The 14,618-nt window shown below is 66.2% G+C and carries 14 protein-coding genes; 13 read left to right on the top strand and 1 reads right to left on the bottom strand.

Features of this window, described 5'->3' with window-relative positions; genetic code table 11:
* The first annotated feature begins 90 nt into the window (after nt 1-90).
* The 13 genes from A6A04_RS01670 to A6A04_RS01730 all read left to right on the top strand — a co-directional run bounded on the left by A6A04_RS01670 (nt 91) and on the right by A6A04_RS01730 (nt 13,889).
* Complete coding sequence (locus tag A6A04_RS01670) at nt 91-2,967, top strand: DUF748 domain-containing protein (protein WP_068489519.1); 2,877 nt, start codon at nt 91-93, stop codon at nt 2,965-2,967.
* 318 nt (nt 2,968-3,285) lie between these two features.
* On the top strand, nt 3,286-3,537 hold the full coding sequence (locus A6A04_RS01675; RefSeq protein ID WP_068489520.1) for a helix-turn-helix domain-containing protein: 252 nt from the start codon (nt 3,286-3,288) through the stop codon (nt 3,535-3,537).
* 42 nt (nt 3,538-3,579) lie between these two features.
* A complete protein-coding gene (locus A6A04_RS01680; RefSeq protein ID WP_156612422.1) occupies nt 3,580-3,966 on the top strand; it encodes a hypothetical protein in 387 nt (128 codons plus the stop codon).
* Nucleotides 3,967-4,033: 67 nt separating this feature from the next.
* A complete protein-coding gene (miaB, locus tag A6A04_RS01685) occupies nt 4,034-5,350 on the top strand; it encodes a tRNA (N6-isopentenyl adenosine(37)-C2)-methylthiotransferase MiaB (RefSeq protein ID WP_068489522.1) in 1,317 nt (438 codons plus the stop codon).
* On the top strand, nt 5,347-6,324 hold the full coding sequence (locus A6A04_RS01690) for a PhoH family protein (protein ID WP_068489523.1): 978 nt from the start codon (nt 5,347-5,349) through the stop codon (nt 6,322-6,324). The genes miaB and A6A04_RS01690 overlap by 4 nt, the downstream gene beginning before the upstream one ends.
* Nucleotides 6,321-6,833 carry an rRNA maturation RNase YbeY gene (gene ybeY, locus A6A04_RS01695; RefSeq protein ID WP_068489524.1) on the top strand — a complete coding sequence of 171 codons (513 nt, stop codon included), beginning with the start codon at nt 6,321-6,323 and terminating at the stop codon, nt 6,831-6,833. The genes A6A04_RS01690 and ybeY overlap by 4 nt, the downstream gene beginning before the upstream one ends.
* The gene (locus tag A6A04_RS01700) at nt 6,830-7,756 is read left to right on the top strand and encodes a hemolysin family protein (protein WP_068489525.1); all 927 of its coding nucleotides are present in this window, start codon (nt 6,830-6,832) and stop codon (nt 7,754-7,756) included. The genes ybeY and A6A04_RS01700 overlap by 4 nt, the downstream gene beginning before the upstream one ends.
* Nucleotides 7,753-9,315: an apolipoprotein N-acyltransferase gene (lnt, locus tag A6A04_RS01705; RefSeq protein WP_068489526.1), complete on the top strand. Its 1,563-nt coding sequence runs from the start codon at nt 7,753-7,755 to the stop codon at nt 9,313-9,315. The genes A6A04_RS01700 and lnt overlap by 4 nt, the downstream gene beginning before the upstream one ends.
* Before the next feature lie 147 nt (nt 9,316-9,462).
* Nucleotides 9,463-9,981 carry a helix-turn-helix domain-containing protein gene (locus A6A04_RS01710; RefSeq protein ID WP_407670235.1) on the top strand — a complete coding sequence of 173 codons (519 nt, stop codon included), beginning with the start codon at nt 9,463-9,465 and terminating at the stop codon, nt 9,979-9,981.
* Nucleotides 9,982-10,200: 219 nt separating this feature from the next.
* Nucleotides 10,201-11,367: a methionine adenosyltransferase gene (gene metK / locus A6A04_RS01715; protein ID WP_068489528.1), complete on the top strand. Its 1,167-nt coding sequence runs from the start codon at nt 10,201-10,203 to the stop codon at nt 11,365-11,367.
* A 6-nt stretch (nt 11,368-11,373) separates the two neighbouring features.
* On the top strand, nt 11,374-12,087 hold the full coding sequence (gene trmB, locus A6A04_RS01720) for a tRNA (guanosine(46)-N7)-methyltransferase TrmB (protein WP_068489529.1): 714 nt from the start codon (nt 11,374-11,376) through the stop codon (nt 12,085-12,087).
* Between the two features lie 170 nt (nt 12,088-12,257).
* Nucleotides 12,258-12,872, top strand: a complete 615-nt coding sequence (locus tag A6A04_RS01725) for a DUF47 domain-containing protein (RefSeq protein ID WP_281196634.1) — start codon at nt 12,258-12,260, stop codon at nt 12,870-12,872.
* Between the two features lie 12 nt (nt 12,873-12,884).
* Nucleotides 12,885-13,889: an inorganic phosphate transporter gene (locus A6A04_RS01730; protein ID WP_068489531.1), complete on the top strand. Its 1,005-nt coding sequence runs from the start codon at nt 12,885-12,887 to the stop codon at nt 13,887-13,889.
* Nucleotides 13,890-13,898: 9 nt separating this feature from the next.
* Here the strand turns inward: A6A04_RS01730 and phoU are convergent, their stop codons facing one another.
* Nucleotides 13,899-14,609 carry a phosphate signaling complex protein PhoU gene (phoU, locus tag A6A04_RS01735; protein WP_068489532.1) on the bottom strand — a complete coding sequence of 237 codons (711 nt, stop codon included), beginning with the start codon at nt 14,607-14,609 and terminating at the stop codon, nt 13,899-13,901.
* Nucleotides 14,610-14,618: the final 9 nt, after the last annotated feature.

Here is a 14,618-nt window from a genome sequence, read left to right on the forward strand (position 1 = left end):
CATACCCCTCTTCGTGATGGTTCGGTGAATCCTGCCCTTGCCGGTTTCGGTGCTTTATGTCGGAATACCGGAAGTTGATGGAGGGCGACCGTGCTTGTGGGCAGGACCCTGTGGGGCTGGCAGATCCGGCGGCGGCATGTACTGGCGGCGCTGATGGCGGCTGTCGCCATGGTGGCGACCCTGATGGTCACCGTGGTTCCCGATGCCGGGCTGCGCTGGGGGCTGGTCAAGGCCCTGCGCGATCTCGGCATGGTGGAGGTCGGGGTCGAGGACGCGGACCTGTCGCTGTTCCAGGGCAATGTGGTGATCAGGCGCATGCTGGCCCGCCCGGCCCTGGGCGATGTCCTGGGCATCAAGGACTTCGATCTGCGGTTCCAGTGGGCGCCACTGCTGGACAAGCGGGTGGTGATCGAGAGACTGGCCCTGTCGGGGGTCGAGATCCACGTCACCCGCGCCGCCGATGGCAAGGGTTTCATCGTCGACGGCCTGCCCCTGGCCCTGGCGGGCTCGGCACCGGAATCGTCAAATTCCGTCGCCTGGGCCTTTGACGTGGCCAGCCTGGAACTGACCGACAGCCGCCTGCGTCTGACCGATGGCCCGACCACTCTCGACGTGGCGGTGGCGCGGCTGGTGGTGGAGCATCTCAACAGCCGCCGCCCGGCCCAGGCGGTGGTGGTGGCGCTCAGCGGCAGTCTCAACGGCGCCGAGATCGATGCCCGCGGCAGTCTGCGGCCTTTCGCCGATGAACCCGATTTCGCGCTGGATGCGCGCATGAAAGGCCTTGATCTGGCCGGGCTGGACAGCGTTGCCGCCAAGGCCGGGGCGGCGGGACTGGCCGGGCGTCTCTCGCTGGTGGCGTCGCTGAAGGGGGCCATGGCGGCGGGTGGCTTGCGGATCGGGGGCGACGGACGGGTGGAACTGGAGCAATTCACCCTGGCCGCGCCGGTCAAGGCTGGCGCCGGGTCCCTTGCCCTGGATGTGCGGCGCGGGGTCTGGGATGGCGAGACGCTGTCCCTGGCGGGGGAGGTGTCGGCTTCGGCCCTGGCCATTCGTCACGATCAGGCGCAGGGAAAGCTGGCGGGTCTGAAACTGGAGGTGGACAAGGCCGACTGGCGCGGCGGGCGGCTCGGCCTGTCGGCCCGGCTCGAGGCCCAGGGTTTGGCGGGGAGCAACGGGAGCGACAGCGGTTCGGCGGCCTCGCTGGTGGTGGACGCGCCTGAGCTGAGCTGGGACGGCAAGTTGGACTGGCGCGGTGCCGCCCGGCTGGCCGGGGCCAAGGTGCTGGCGGCCGGGCTCGACGTCACGCCGGACGCCGCCGCCTGGACCGGTCGCCTGGAACTGGCCCCCGGCGCGGGCGAGCCCTCGGGCCGGGCGGAGGGTCGGTTGGAGCTGGGGCCGTTGGCCTTCAAGGGCTTCGACTTTGCCTATGCCCATCGTCATCTCAACCTGGACGGACAAGTGGACTTCGGTGCCAAGGGCAAGCTTCCCCTGGCCGGACGCCTCAAGCTGAAGGGCGAGGGGATATCGCTGAAAGAGCCCGCCAAGGGGATGGACTGGCTGGCCATGGACAAGGTCGACCTTGCCGATCTTGCCATTTCCCGCGACGGGGCCGTCGCCGCGGAACGCCTGATCACCTCGGGGATGGCGGCGGTGCGGCGCGAAGGCAAGGGCCGGGGCAAGGGCGACCATTCCTGGCGGCTGGAGGCGCGCGCCCTGCGCCTGGACCATCCCTCCCTGGCCGCCGATGGCGGCTTGGCGGTTTCCGATATTCGTCTCGATGGCATGACGGCGCGCATAGCCCGCGCCGCCGATGGCAATTGGGTGGGGCTGCCTTCCGGTGGCGGCGGCGACGGCGGTGCGGCCAAGTCCGCCAGCGAGTCCCGCATGCCCGCCCTTTCCCTGGGGCGGCTGCAGGTGGGCGGCGGCAGCCGGGTCCTGTTTCGCGACAACAGTCTGGGCGAGGGGGTGCGGCTGGACGTCAACGGCCTCGACGTCACCCTGTCCGATCTGGACAGCGCCAAGCCCGATCGCGACAGCCCCTTCGTGATCAAGGCGGAAGTGGGAGGGGCCAGCGTCGGCCTGACCGGCGTGGTCCACCCCTTCGCCGATGTGCCCGGCGGGCGGCTGGACGGCACCATCAAGGCGCTGGAACTGCCGCCGCTCTCTCCCTATCTGGCCGAGGGGCTGGGCGTGCATCTTCGCACCGGCCAGTTCAGCGGCAGTTTCTCCGGAGGGGCCAGGGGCGGCAAGCTGGACGGCAAGCTGGAGGTGGATCTGGCCAATCTCGCCATCGCGCCTCCCGATCCTAACGCTCCCATGGTCCGCAAGCTGGACATGCCGCTGGAAACGGTCCTGAACCTGCTGCGCGACAGCGAGGGGCGTATCCGCCTGTCGCTGCCGGTGCGTGGCGATCTGGCCAATCCCGACCTTGATGTCAGCGATGCCGTCTCCCAGGCGGTGGCGGGGGCCATGAAAGCCACCGTGCTGACCACCCTGAAGCTGGCCTTTCCCCTGGCGGCGCTGATCGAACTGGCCATGGATGCCAATGACGGTCCCGCCCTGTCGCTATCGCCGCTGGACTTCGCGCCCGGGACCTCGGTCCTGAACGACGATCATCGTCGCCGCCTGGAGGATGTCGCCCATCTGCTGCGCGAGCGGCCGGGCCTCACCATCACCTTGTGCGGCAAGGCCGATGGCGCCGATTGGCCCGCCCTGGTGGCGCGGCGCCGGGCCGAGGACCGGCCGCTGCTGACCCGGCTGGAACGCCTGGTCGGCATCGAGCGCAAGGAAGCCGAGGCCGGAACCCCGGACCATGACAGCCTGATCAATCTGGCCAACAGCCGGGTGACCCTGGCCAAGCAGTTCCTGGTGGATGGCGCCGGGGTCGAGGCTGGACGGGTGTTCGCCTGCCGCGCCGAGATCGAGGCCGATGGTGGCAAGGGGCCTCGGGTCGATCTGCTTCTGTGAGTTGGCGGGCTGTTGCTGTCTATTCACGATGTTCGGCGATCGGGCGCAAGTCACGCCGTATACAAGCCTGAATCGCGAGGCAGGCTATTTTGTGTCTGGAAATGGTCTCGGCGTAAATAATCGGAAATTTATTCAATAAGATGACATATTTATTTCAAAAATACATGATTTGCATAGATATTTAGAACGTATATGAAATTCACTTCAAGTGAGTTGAACTGGTTGAATTGCTAGGTCGAGACTTGTTGCTTGATTGCGCGCCAACACCCCACCTATTCTCCATCCATAAGTGTTGTTTCCTTAGTCGCAGGTGAAGGTTTGGATGATTCCGGCTCGCATGAGCTGTTGACGGACCGTGAACGTGATGTGCTCTCACTGGTCTCGTCCGGCCTCAGCAGTAAGGAAATCGCGCGTCACCTCAGTATCTCGGTCGGTGGCGCCAATTTCCATATCAACAATGCCATGAAGAAGCTGAAGGCTTCGACCCGGGCCCATGCCGTGGCCCTGGCCATCTTCCATGGAATCATTCCCAACCGGGTGTCGCAACCGGTCGACTCGGTCGGTGAGTGATCACCCGCCATGGACGGAATCGGGGGTAGGCCTTTGCTGGACATGAGTCGTTTCGAGCAGGCCCCACCGGATGAAAGCGAGCAGCGCCGGTTCGAACGCGCGGTCATGGCGGTGATGTACCGGGTGTGCGTGACAGGCGAACGCATCGATCAGGCCGCCCAAGACTATGCCACCAACAGCCAGTTCGGGCTGTTGCGCGATCACCTGCTGGCCGACATGATCATCTGTGCCTCGGACTGTCTGCGGGCCCTGGCCCCACGCCAGGGGAACGCGCGCCCAGCCCCCGATTCGGTGCTGGCGCTGTTCGGGCGCTGGCTGGGGCGCGGTGGCATGGACGAGTCCTGGCACGGCGGCGAGCGAACCCGCATCCAGGACTGCATCCGCAATCTGCGCCGGGCCGAATCTGGCGCGGATGTCGGGAATCCTTGACTCTGGGGCCGGGGATGCTAGCCTCCGACCCAGACTGAAGGAGCGGATTCTCCGCCCGCGAACGACCTTGGCAAAAAGACTCTTCGTCAAAACCTACGGCTGCCAGATGAACGTCTATGACTCCGCCCGCATGGCGGATGTCCTGGCACCGCTGGGCTATGCCTCGGCCGATGGGCCCGAGGACGCCGACATGGTCATCCTCAATACCTGCCATATCCGCGAGAAGGCGGCCGAGAAGGTGTTCTCGGAACTGGGCCGCCTGAAGAAGCTGCAGGCCGCCAAGGCCCAGGCCGGTGGGCGCATGGTGCTGGCGGTGGCGGGCTGTGTCGCCCAGGCCGAGGGCGAGGAAATCCTGCGCCGCGCGCCCTTCGTCGATATCGTGCTGGGGCCGCAGACCTATCACCGCCTGCCCGAGATGGTGGCCCAGGCCGCCCGGGCCGGGGGCGCGGTGCTGGACACCGAATTTCCGGCCGAACCCAAATTCGATTTCCTGCCCGAGGCGCGGGCCGAGGGCAGCAGCGCCTTCCTCTCGGTGCAGGAAGGCTGCGACAAGTTCTGCACTTTCTGCGTGGTGCCCTATACCCGCGGTGCCGAGTATTCCCGGCCCGCCAGCGCCGTGCTGGCCGAGGCCCGCGCCCTGGCCGCCCAGGGCGTGCGTGAGATCACGCTTTTGGGCCAGAACGTCAACGGCTGGCGGAGCGACGACGGTTGGAGCCTGGGGCGCTTGCTGCGCGCCCTGGCCGAGGTCGAGGGGCTGGAGCGGCTGCGCTACACCACCTCGCATCCCCGCGACATGGATGACGACCTGATCGCCGCCCATGCCGATCTGCCGCAACTGATGCCCTTCCTGCATCTGCCGCTGCAATCGGGGTCCGACCGTATTCTTGCCGCCATGAACCGGGGCCACGACCGCGACGTCTATCTCCGCCTCGCCGAGCGGCTGAAAACGGCCCGACCCGATCTGGCGCTGTCGTCGGATTTCATTACCGGCTTTCCCGGCGAAACCGACGCCGATTTCGCCGAGACCCTGGACATCGTGCGCCGGGTGGGCTTCGTGCAGACCTATTCCTTCAAGTACAGTCCGCGTCCCGGCACCCCCGCCGCTCTGATGCCCAATCAGGTGCCGGAGAAGGTGAAGGAGGAGCGCCTCGCCGAGTTGCAGGCCCTGCTGCTGGCCCAGACCGAGGACTTCAACCGCGCCTGTGTCGGGCGCGAGATGCGGGTGCTGCTGGACCGTCCCGGCCGCCATGCCGGGCAGTTGGTGGGGCGCTCGCCCTATATGCAGCCGGTGCATGTGAAGGCGGCGGCCCATCTCATCGGCTCGGTGGTCAATTTGCGCATCACCGCGCTTCATCCCAATTCGCTCGAGGCGGTGCCGACGTGAGCGAGGCTGGCCAGTCCCGGCTGCGCGAATTCCAGGACAACGCCCTGGCCCAGGTGCTGTTCGGTCCCCATAACGCCAATCTCGACCGCATCGAGGCCCGGCTGGGGGTGGCGCTGGACGCGCGCGGCAATACCGTGAGCATCTCCGGCACCCCCGATCTGGTGGACGAGGCGGCCTCGGTGCTGGATCGGCTCTACGACCTGGCGCGGCGCCAGGGCCATATCGAGACCGCCGACGTGGACGCGGCGCTGCGCATGGTGGGAGAGCCCGATGGCCCCGAGGCGGGCGGCGGGCCGCCGGTCATCCGCACCCGCAAGCGCCATATCGCCGCCCGTACTCCCATGCAGGCCGAGTATATCCGGGCGCTGGATCAGGCCGACCTGACCTTCGGCCTGGGACCGGCCGGAACCGGCAAGACCTATCTGGCGGTGGCCCAGGCGGTGGCCATGATGGTGGCGGGCGAGGTGGACCGCATCATCTTGTCGCGTCCGGCGGTGGAGGCGGGCGAGCGCCTGGGCTTCCTGCCCGGCGACCTCAAGGACAAGGTCGATCCCTATCTGCGGCCCTTGTATGACGCGCTCTACGACATGCTGCCCGGCGATCAGGTGGCCAAGAAGCTGCTGGCGGGCGAGATCGAGGTGGCGCCGCTGGCCTTCATGCGCGGCCGCACCCTGGCCAATTCCTTCATCATCCTGGACGAGGCCCAGAACACCACCACCATGCAGATGAAGATGTTCCTGACCCGCATGGGTGAGCATTCCCGCATGGCGGTGACCGGCGATCCCAGCCAGGTGGACCTGCCGCCCGGGGTGCGCTCGGGGCTGAGCGACGCCATGGAAATCCTGGACGGCATGCAAGGCGTGCGCTTCATCCGCTTCACCGACAAGGACGTGGTTCGTCACGATCTGGTCACACGCATCGTTCGCGCTTACGATAAAGTGGAGCGGACGCGAAAGGAAAAGCCCTCGCCGTGACCACCACCATCGACATTGATGTCCGTCTGGACAGTCCCCAGTGGCAGGCCCGCCTGCCCGACGCCGAGGCCCGTTGCGGCCGTCTGGCCGCCACCGCGCTGGAAGCGGTGGACCTGCCCGACGGCGTGGTGGAATTGTCCATCGTCCTGGCCGACGACGAGGCGGTGCGGGCGCTGAACAAGGGCTGGCGCGGCAAGGATGCCCCCACCAACGTGCTGTCCTTCGCGGCCCTGGATGAGGAGGACGCGCCGCTGGTCGAAGGCGCGCCGCTGCTGTTGGGCGATGTCATCCTGGCTTTCGAGACCTGCGCCGCCGAGGCCAGCGACCAGGGCAAGAGCCTCGAGGATCATTTCAGCCATCTGGTGATCCATGGCGTGTTGCACCTGCTGGGCTTCGACCACGAGGACGAGGAAGAAGCCATCGAGATGGAGGCGCTGGAATCCGCCTTGCTGGCGTCGCTGGGCATTGCCGATCCCTACGGAGATGAAGAGGAAGACGAAGGGCCATGAACGACCCGGGTGGCAGTAGCCCGCCTCGCGACAGCGGGGCGGCCACGAAGAAATCCGACGAGTCCCTGATCAAGGCCGTGCGTGGCTGGCTGCGATTGGGACGCCGCCCGCGGGGCGGCGAGACCGTGCGCGAAGCGTTGGAAGAACTGATCGAGGATCGCGACGATGCCGAGATCCCCATCAATGACCATGAACGCCAGTTGCTGGGTAATATCCTGCATCTGCGCGATGTCACCGCCGCCGATGTGGGGGTTCCCCGCGCCGATATCGTGGCGGTGGAGGCCCGCACTCCGCTCAACGACCTGATCAAGCTGTTCATCGAATGCGGCCATTCCCGCCTGCCGGTCTACCGCCGCACCCTGGATGATGTCATCGGCATGGTTCACATCAAGGACCTGCTGGCGGTCCTCGGCGAGGGCAAGCCGTTCAACCTGCCGCGCATGGTGCGCCGGGTGCAGTTCGCCGCCCCCAGCATGCGGGTGACCGATCTGCTGCTGGACATGCGTCTGAAGCGGGCCCATCTGGCGCTGGTGGTGGACGAATACGGCGGCATCGACGGGCTGGTCACCATCGAGGATCTGGTGGAACAGATCGTCGGCGAGATCGAGGACGAGCACGATGCCGACGAGGAGCCCGACATGGTGGATCTGGACGGCGGCGTCATCGAGGCCGACGCCCGTACACCCATCGCCGATTTCGAGGAGAAGATGGGCGACGTCCTGACCGAGGAGGAGCGGGAAGAGGTCGAGACCCTGGGCGGTCTGGTGTTCTTCGTCGCCGGGCGGGTGCCGTCGCGTGGTGAATTGATCACCCATTCCGCCGGGCTGGAATTCGAGGTCCTGGACGCCGATCCGCGCCGGGTCAAGCGGGTGCGGGTCCGCCGCATCAGCACTTCCGCCGAAAGCGAGATCGAACAGGCATGACCCTGGTACAGCGAATCGCCCACCGCCTCCAGTCCCTGACCGGATGGCGCCGCCGTCTGGTGCTGTTCCTGCTGGGCGCCCTGGCTGCCATGGCCCTGCCGCCGGTGCATGCCCTGCCGACCTTGCTGGTGGCGTTTCCCGCCCTGGTCTGGATGTTCGACGCCGCGCCCAACCGCAAGGCCGCCTTCGGGGTCGGCTGGTGGTGGGCCATGGGCTGGTTCACCGTGGGCTATTACTGGATCAGCAACGCCTTGCTGGTGGACCCGCTGCGCTTCGGCTGGATGATCCCCTTCGCGGTGTTCGGCCTGTCGGGGCTGGTGGCCGCCTTTGTCGGCGCCGCCACCTTGAGCGTGCGGCTGCTGCGCTTTTCCGGCCCCGGCCGCATCCTGGGGCTGGCGGTGGCCTGGACCCTGGCGGAGTGGCTGAAATCCTGGGTGCTGACCGGCTTTCCCTGGAACCCGTTGGGATCGGTCTGGGATGTGTCGCTGCCGGTGCTGCAATTCGGCGCCGTCGCCGGAGTCTGGGGGCTGTCGCTGCTGACCGCCGTGGCCGCCATGGCGCCCGCCTTGCTGAGCGCGCCGCTGTCGCGCAGGGCCCAGCTTGGCGTGGTCGCGTTGGTGGTCGGTCTGCCGCTGGCGGGCTGGATCGGCGGGACCGTCCGTCTCGCCGGGGCGCCCGATCTGGCCGCGCCCGACACCATGGAGCCGGGGATCCGGTTGCGCCTGGTCCAGGCCAATACCCCCCAGGGCAACAAGTGGAAGGACGACCTGCGCGAGGCCCATCTGCGCGAGCATGTGGCGCTGAGCCGCTCGCCCGGATTCGAGACCATCACCACGGTGATCTGGTCCGAGACCGCCGCCTCCTATTTTCTCGACCTCGACGGCCCCCACCGCGCCATGGCCGCCGAGGCGGCACCGCCGGGCGGGCTGCTGCTGACCGGGGCGCCGCGCATCACGCCGCGCGGCGTCGAGCCCCTGCAAATCTGGAACAGCCTGTTCGCCGTGACTCCGGCCGCCGAGATCGTCGGTGTCTACGACAAGGCCCATCTGGTTCCCTTCGGCGAATACGTGCCGTTGCGCGCCATCCTGCCCATCGCCAAGATCACCCATGGCGGCACCGATTTCTCGGCCGGGCCGGGGCCGCGCACCCTGACGGTGCCGGGCCTGCCGCCGTTCAGCCCTCTGATCTGCTACGAGGCTATCTTTCCCGGCGAGGTGGTCGATCCCAAGGGCGAGCGGCCGCGTTGGCTGGTGGCCATGACCAATGACGGCTGGTTCGGCTATTCCGCCGGTCCCTTCCAGCATCTGGCCGCCGGGCGCATGCGCGCCATCGAGGAAGGTCTGCCGCTGGCGCGTGCCGCCAATACCGGCATCTCGGCGGTGTTCGACGGCTATGGCCGCGAGATCGCCCGGCTGCCGCTGGGCGCCAAGGGGGTGGTCGACGCGCCCCTGCCCAAATCCATCGATCCGCCGCCCTATGCCCGGTTTGGCAATGCGGCGGTGTTCATCCTGATGCTGGTCTGCCTGCATCTGGGCGCGGTCCGCCGGACCCGTGGATAGCCCGCTTCCCATTTGGACTCTATGAGGGGTCCCTCATTGGGAGGGACACCCTTATCACGTGTTGACTTGTATACAAACGTGGCGGTATGGTTTGGCGCAACTATCGGTCATCGTTATCATGCGATAGCCGACTTTTAGGATATGCGCATGCCTGCCAGCAAGCCCGCTTCAAGCCCGCCCGCCACAGCCAAGCCGACCCGTGCCAAGGGATCGATGCGCCGGGGACGGATGCCATCGGGCCAGCCCAATCCGGTGGATGTTCATGTGGGGGCGCGGGTGCGTCTGCGCCGGACCCTGATGGGACTCAGCCAGGAAAAACTGGGCGAGGCCATCGGCCTGACCTTCCAGCAGGTGCAGAAATACGAGCGCGGCGCCAACCGTATCGGGGCCTCGCGTCTGTTCGATCTGGCCCGCGTGCTCGACGTGCCGGTATCCTTCTTCTATGACGACATGTCCGACGAGGTTCGCGACATGAGCCCGCTGGCCATTGCCCATGGCGCTTCGGGGCTGGCGGAGGACCCTGCCGCCTTCGAGGCGGACCCCTTGGCCCGGCGCGAGACCCTGGAACTGGTCCGAGCCTATTATTCCATCCCCGATCCCCAGGTCAGGAAGCGGGTCTACGAGCTGGCCAAGGCCCTGGCGGCGGTGCCGGAAACCAAGAAATAACCCTACTTTTCCGATGTTTTGACGGGGCTCGGCGATTCGTCTTGACGAGGGCGCCCGACCCCTGTCAGAAGAACCGTCCGGAGGTGGATCAAGCCACTTCCCGTGGAGATTTTGACCGCTTGCCGCCACGTTAAACCGGCTAAGTGGGTGCATCACGATGGCATTTCGAGCTTCTGATGCCCCAGGTCCCAATTTGATTGGATCTAGGAGGGCTTGCCCGTGTCCAAAAAGAATTTCCTGTTCACCAGTGAATCCGTGTCCGAAGGCCATCCCGACAAGGTCGCCGACCGGATTTCCGATGCCGTCGTCGATGCGTTCCTGGGTGCCGATCCCTTTGCCCGCGTGGCCTGCGAAACCCTGGTGACCACCAACCTGATCGTCCTGGCCGGCGAAGTGCGCGGTCCCGCTTCGGTGAATGCCGCGCTGGTCGAGGAACTGGCCCGTCACGCGGTCAAGGAAATCGGCTACGAGCAGGATGGCTTCCACTGGAAGAACGCCACCGTGCTGAACCATCTCCATGCCCAGTCGGCCGACATCGCCCAGGGCGTCGACGCCGCCGGTGACAAGGACGAGGGCGCGGGCGACCAGGGCATCATGTTCGGCTATGCCTGCAACGAGACCCCGGTGCTGATGCCGGCTCCCATCTACTACTCCCACGAAATCCTGAAGAGCCTGGCCGAGGCCCGTCATTCCGGCGCCGCGCCGCAGCTGCTGCCCGACTCCAAGAGCCAGGTCACCCTGGAATACCGTGACGGCAAGCCGGTCCGCGCCACCTCGGTGGTGGTGTCGCACCAGCATGTGGATGGCCTGTCGCAGGCCGACATCAAGGAAATCGTCCGTCCGCATGTGAAGAACGTGCTGCCCGAGGGCTGGATGCCGGCCGACGATCAGTTCTACGTCAACCCGACCGGCCGCTTCGTCATCGGCGGTCCCGACGGCGATACCGGCCTCACCGGCCGCAAGATCATCGTCGACACCTATGGTGGCGCGGCTCCCCATGGCGGCGGCGCCTTCTCGGGCAAGGACCCGACCAAGGTCGACCGCTCGGCCGCCTATGCCGCCCGCTACCTCGCCAAGAACGTGGTCGCCGCCGGTCTGGCCGAAAAGTGCGTGATCCAGCTGTCCTACGCCATCGGCGTCTCCAAGCCGCTGTCGGTCTATGTGGACACTTCGGGCACCTGCACGGTGGACGAGGACAAGCTGGCCGTGGTGCTGCAGCAGCTGGTCGACCTGTCGCCGCGCGGCATCCGCACCCATCTGGGCCTCAACAAGCCCATCTACGCCCGTACCGCCGCCTACGGCCATTTCGGCCGCAGCCCGGACGCCGATGGCGGCTTCTCGTGGGAGAAGACCGACCTGGTGGAGCAGCTCAAGAAGGCTTTCTGAGCCGCCATGAGCGACACGGACGATCCGTCGAGCGCGGCCGCCTTGCGGCCGCGCTTTTTCGGCCGCAGGCGGGGCAAGACGCTGCGACGCAACGCGCTTGGCCTGATCGACGGGTTGTTGCCACGTCTGGCCATCGGCGTGCCCGGCCCCGATGACCGCATCGACCCCGCCCTGCTGTTCCCCGGCCCGGTCTCCGAGGTCTGGCTGGAGGTCGGGTTCGGCAATGGCGAGCATCTCGCCGAACTTGCCGAAACCCATCCCGGCATCGGCATGATCGGCGCCGAGGTGTTCAGGAACGGCGTCGCCGCCATGCTGGCCCATATCCAGGCCCGTGGCATCGAGACCATCCGGCTGTTCCCCGAGGATATAAGACTGCTGTTCCCGGCCCTGCCCGACGCCGCGCTGGGCCGCGTCTTCGTGCTGTTTCCCGATCCCTGGCCCAAGACCCGGCATGCCGAACGCCGCATTATCGGTCCGGAAACCCTGGACCATCTGGCGCGGCTGATGGCCGATGGCGGCCAATTGCGGGTCGCCAGCGACGATCCGGTCTATGTGGAGTGGGCCGGGCGCCACCTGGAAGCCCATCCGGATTTCGAGAAGGTGGTAGCCACCACCGACCGCTCGTTGCTGCCCGCCGATTGGCCGGTCACCCGCTACGAGCAGAAATGCCTGGCCAGCAAGCATCCCACCTTCTTCCTGTACCGCCGCAAGGCGCGATAGAACGCGCGCCAACGCTTGAGGTCATGGCCGGACTGCGTGCCGGTTGAGGGCTGGGGGCAACTCCGTCATGTAACAAATTTGTCATCTATGGTATGGAATGCGCACCCGTGATCGGGTGCAGCGAAACTGCCAGGGGTTTTCCGATGTTTTTCCGCCTGTTCCGCTCCTTGATGCCCAAGGAGGAGAGGTTCGTGGACCTGTTTGTCCAGCATGCCGCCAAGGTGCATGCCGCCGCCAAGGAACTGGAACTGATGATGGCCGATGGCGCCGACATGGCGCTGCATTTCAAGCAGATCTGCGCCTATGAGGGCGAGGCCGATGCCTTGACCCGCCAGACCCTGCAGGCCCTGCATCGCAGCTTCATCACCCCCTTCGACCGTGACCAGATTCACAGCCTGATCACCACCATGGACGATACCGTCGACGGCATCGAGGATGTGGCCCAGCGGGTCGACCTTTACGGCGTCAAGTCCTTCACCCCCGACATGCAGGCGCTGGCCACCGGCATTGTCGAGTGCGCCCGCCTGCTGTGCGAGGCCATTCCGCTGCTGCACGAGGTCACTAAGAACGCCGAAGCCATCAACAAGCTGTGCGACGATATCGGCCGCCAGGAAAGCGCCGCCGATAAGCGCCAGCACGAGGGTCTGCGAATCCTGTTCGCCAACGAGAAGGACCCCGTCCGCCTGATCACCCTGAAAGAGATTTATCAGCGGCTGGAAAAGGTGTCCGATCGCTTTGACGACGTGGCCAACGTCATCGAGACCATCGTCATCGAGCAGGTCTAGGAGGCGGATGCCATGGACGGTTCCGTCGCCCTGCCCATCATCGTGGCGCTGGTCATCGTCGCGCTGATCTTCGATTTCCTCAACGGATTGCACGACGCCGCCAATTCCATCGCCACCGTGGTGTCCACCCGGGTGCTGTCGCCCAAATACGCGGTGTTGTGGGCGGCCTTCTTCAACACCATCGCCATCCTGTTCTTCACCACCAGCGTGGCCAAGACGGTGGGAACCGGTATCGTCGCCCCCAGCTACGTCGATACCAATGTCATTTTCGGTGCCCTGATGGGGGCCATCGCCTGGAATGTCATCACTTGGCTGATGGGGATTCCCTCGTCCAGTTCCCATGCCCTGATCGGCGGCATCGCCGGAGCCGGACTGGCCAAGGGCGGCTTCGACGCCCTGGTTCCCGCCGGATTCATGAAGACCGGCTCGGCCATCGTCATGTCGCCCATGATCGGCCTGATCCTGGCCATGCTGCTGATCCTGTCGGTGTCATGGATCTGCCGCCGCACCACGCCCTTCGCCGTGGACAAGCGCTTCCGGGTGCTGCAGTTCTTCTCGGCGGCCATGTATTCCCTGGGCCATGGCGGCAACGACGCCCAGAAGACCATGGGCATCATCGCCGTGCTGCTGTTCAGCCAGGGGATGATCGGACCGACCTTCCATGTGCCGTTCTGGGTCGCCATCACCTGCCAGTTGGCCATGGGCCTGGGCACCATGTTCGGCGGCTGGCGCATCGTCAAGACCATGGGCTCGAAGATCACCGACCTGAAGCCGGTTCAAGGCTTCTGCGCCGAAACCGGTGGTGCCATCACCCTGTTCGGCGCCACCTGGCTGGGTATTCCGGTGTCCACCACCCATACCATCACCGGCGCCATCGTCGGTGTCGGCGCGGCGCGCAAATTGTCGGCGGTGCGCTGGAACATCGCGGCCAATATCGTCATCGCCTGGGTAATCACCATCCCGGCGTCGGGCTCCATCGCCGCCCTGTTCTACTGGCTGTCCACCAAGATCTGGTAGGAGGGGCCGTCAGTCCGTGGGCGGTTCCGCGCCGATGAAGGACGAGACGTCCTTCTTGGTCCGCTGCTCGGTGACCGCCTTGCCGGTGACGCGGAAATGGGTCAGCTCGGCCACATTGGTGGCGTGGTCGCCGATGCGTTCGAAATTCTTGGCGATGAACATCAGATGGGTGCAGGGCGTGATGGTCCTGGGATCTTCCATCATATAGGTCAGGATTTCGCGGAACAGGGCGGAATAGACGTCGTCCAGTTCCTGGTCGCGGTCCCGGAGCGCCAGGGCGCGTTCGGCATCATGGCCGAGATAGGCGTCCAGCACTTCCTTGACCATGGCCAGCGCCAGGCGGCCGAGGCGGACCAGCGAACGCATGGGCGCCACCGGCGGCAACTGGTTCAGCACCAGCGAACGCTTGGCGGCATTGGCGGCAAGATCGGCGATGCGTTCGATCTCGCCCGCGATCTTCAGGGCGCCGACCACGGTGCGCAGGTCGTCGGCGACGGGGGCGCGCAGCGCCAGCACCTTGATGGTCTGTTCGTTGACGAAGGCCTCGCAGGAATCGACTTCGGCGTCCGATCGCATGATCCGACCGGCCAGTTCGCTGTCGCGGGATTCAAGCGCGTCGAGGGCGCTGGCCAACTGCGATTCGGCCAGGCCTCCCATGCGGGCGATGCCGTCTTCCAGCCTGCCCAGCTCGATGTCGTAGGATTTCACGATATGCGGCATGGCGCGACG

This window comes from Paramagnetospirillum marisnigri, assembly GCF_001650715.1.
Lineage (GTDB): Bacteria > Pseudomonadota > Alphaproteobacteria > Rhodospirillales > Magnetospirillaceae > Phaeospirillum > Phaeospirillum marisnigri.

Coding starts and splice junctions, on each gene's coding strand:
- A6A04_RS01725 (WP_281196634.1), top strand. CDS start 12,258: ATGCCCAAGGAGGAGAGGTTCGTGGACCTGTTTGTCCAGCATGCCGCC.
- A6A04_RS01710 (WP_407670235.1), top strand. CDS start 9,463: ATGCCTGCCAGCAAGCCCGCTTCAAGCCCGCCCGCCACAGCCAAGCCG.
- A6A04_RS01730 (WP_068489531.1), top strand. CDS start 12,885: ATGGACGGTTCCGTCGCCCTGCCCATCATCGTGGCGCTGGTCATCGTC.
- phoU (WP_068489532.1), bottom strand. CDS start 14,609: ATGCCGCATATCGTGAAATCCTACGACATCGAGCTGGGCAGGCTGGAA.
- A6A04_RS01680 (WP_156612422.1), top strand. CDS start 3,580: ATGAGTCGTTTCGAGCAGGCCCCACCGGATGAAAGCGAGCAGCGCCGG.
- trmB (WP_068489529.1), top strand. CDS start 11,374: ATGAGCGACACGGACGATCCGTCGAGCGCGGCCGCCTTGCGGCCGCGC.
- A6A04_RS01700 (WP_068489525.1), top strand. CDS start 6,830: ATGAACGACCCGGGTGGCAGTAGCCCGCCTCGCGACAGCGGGGCGGCC.
- lnt (WP_068489526.1), top strand. CDS start 7,753: ATGACCCTGGTACAGCGAATCGCCCACCGCCTCCAGTCCCTGACCGGA.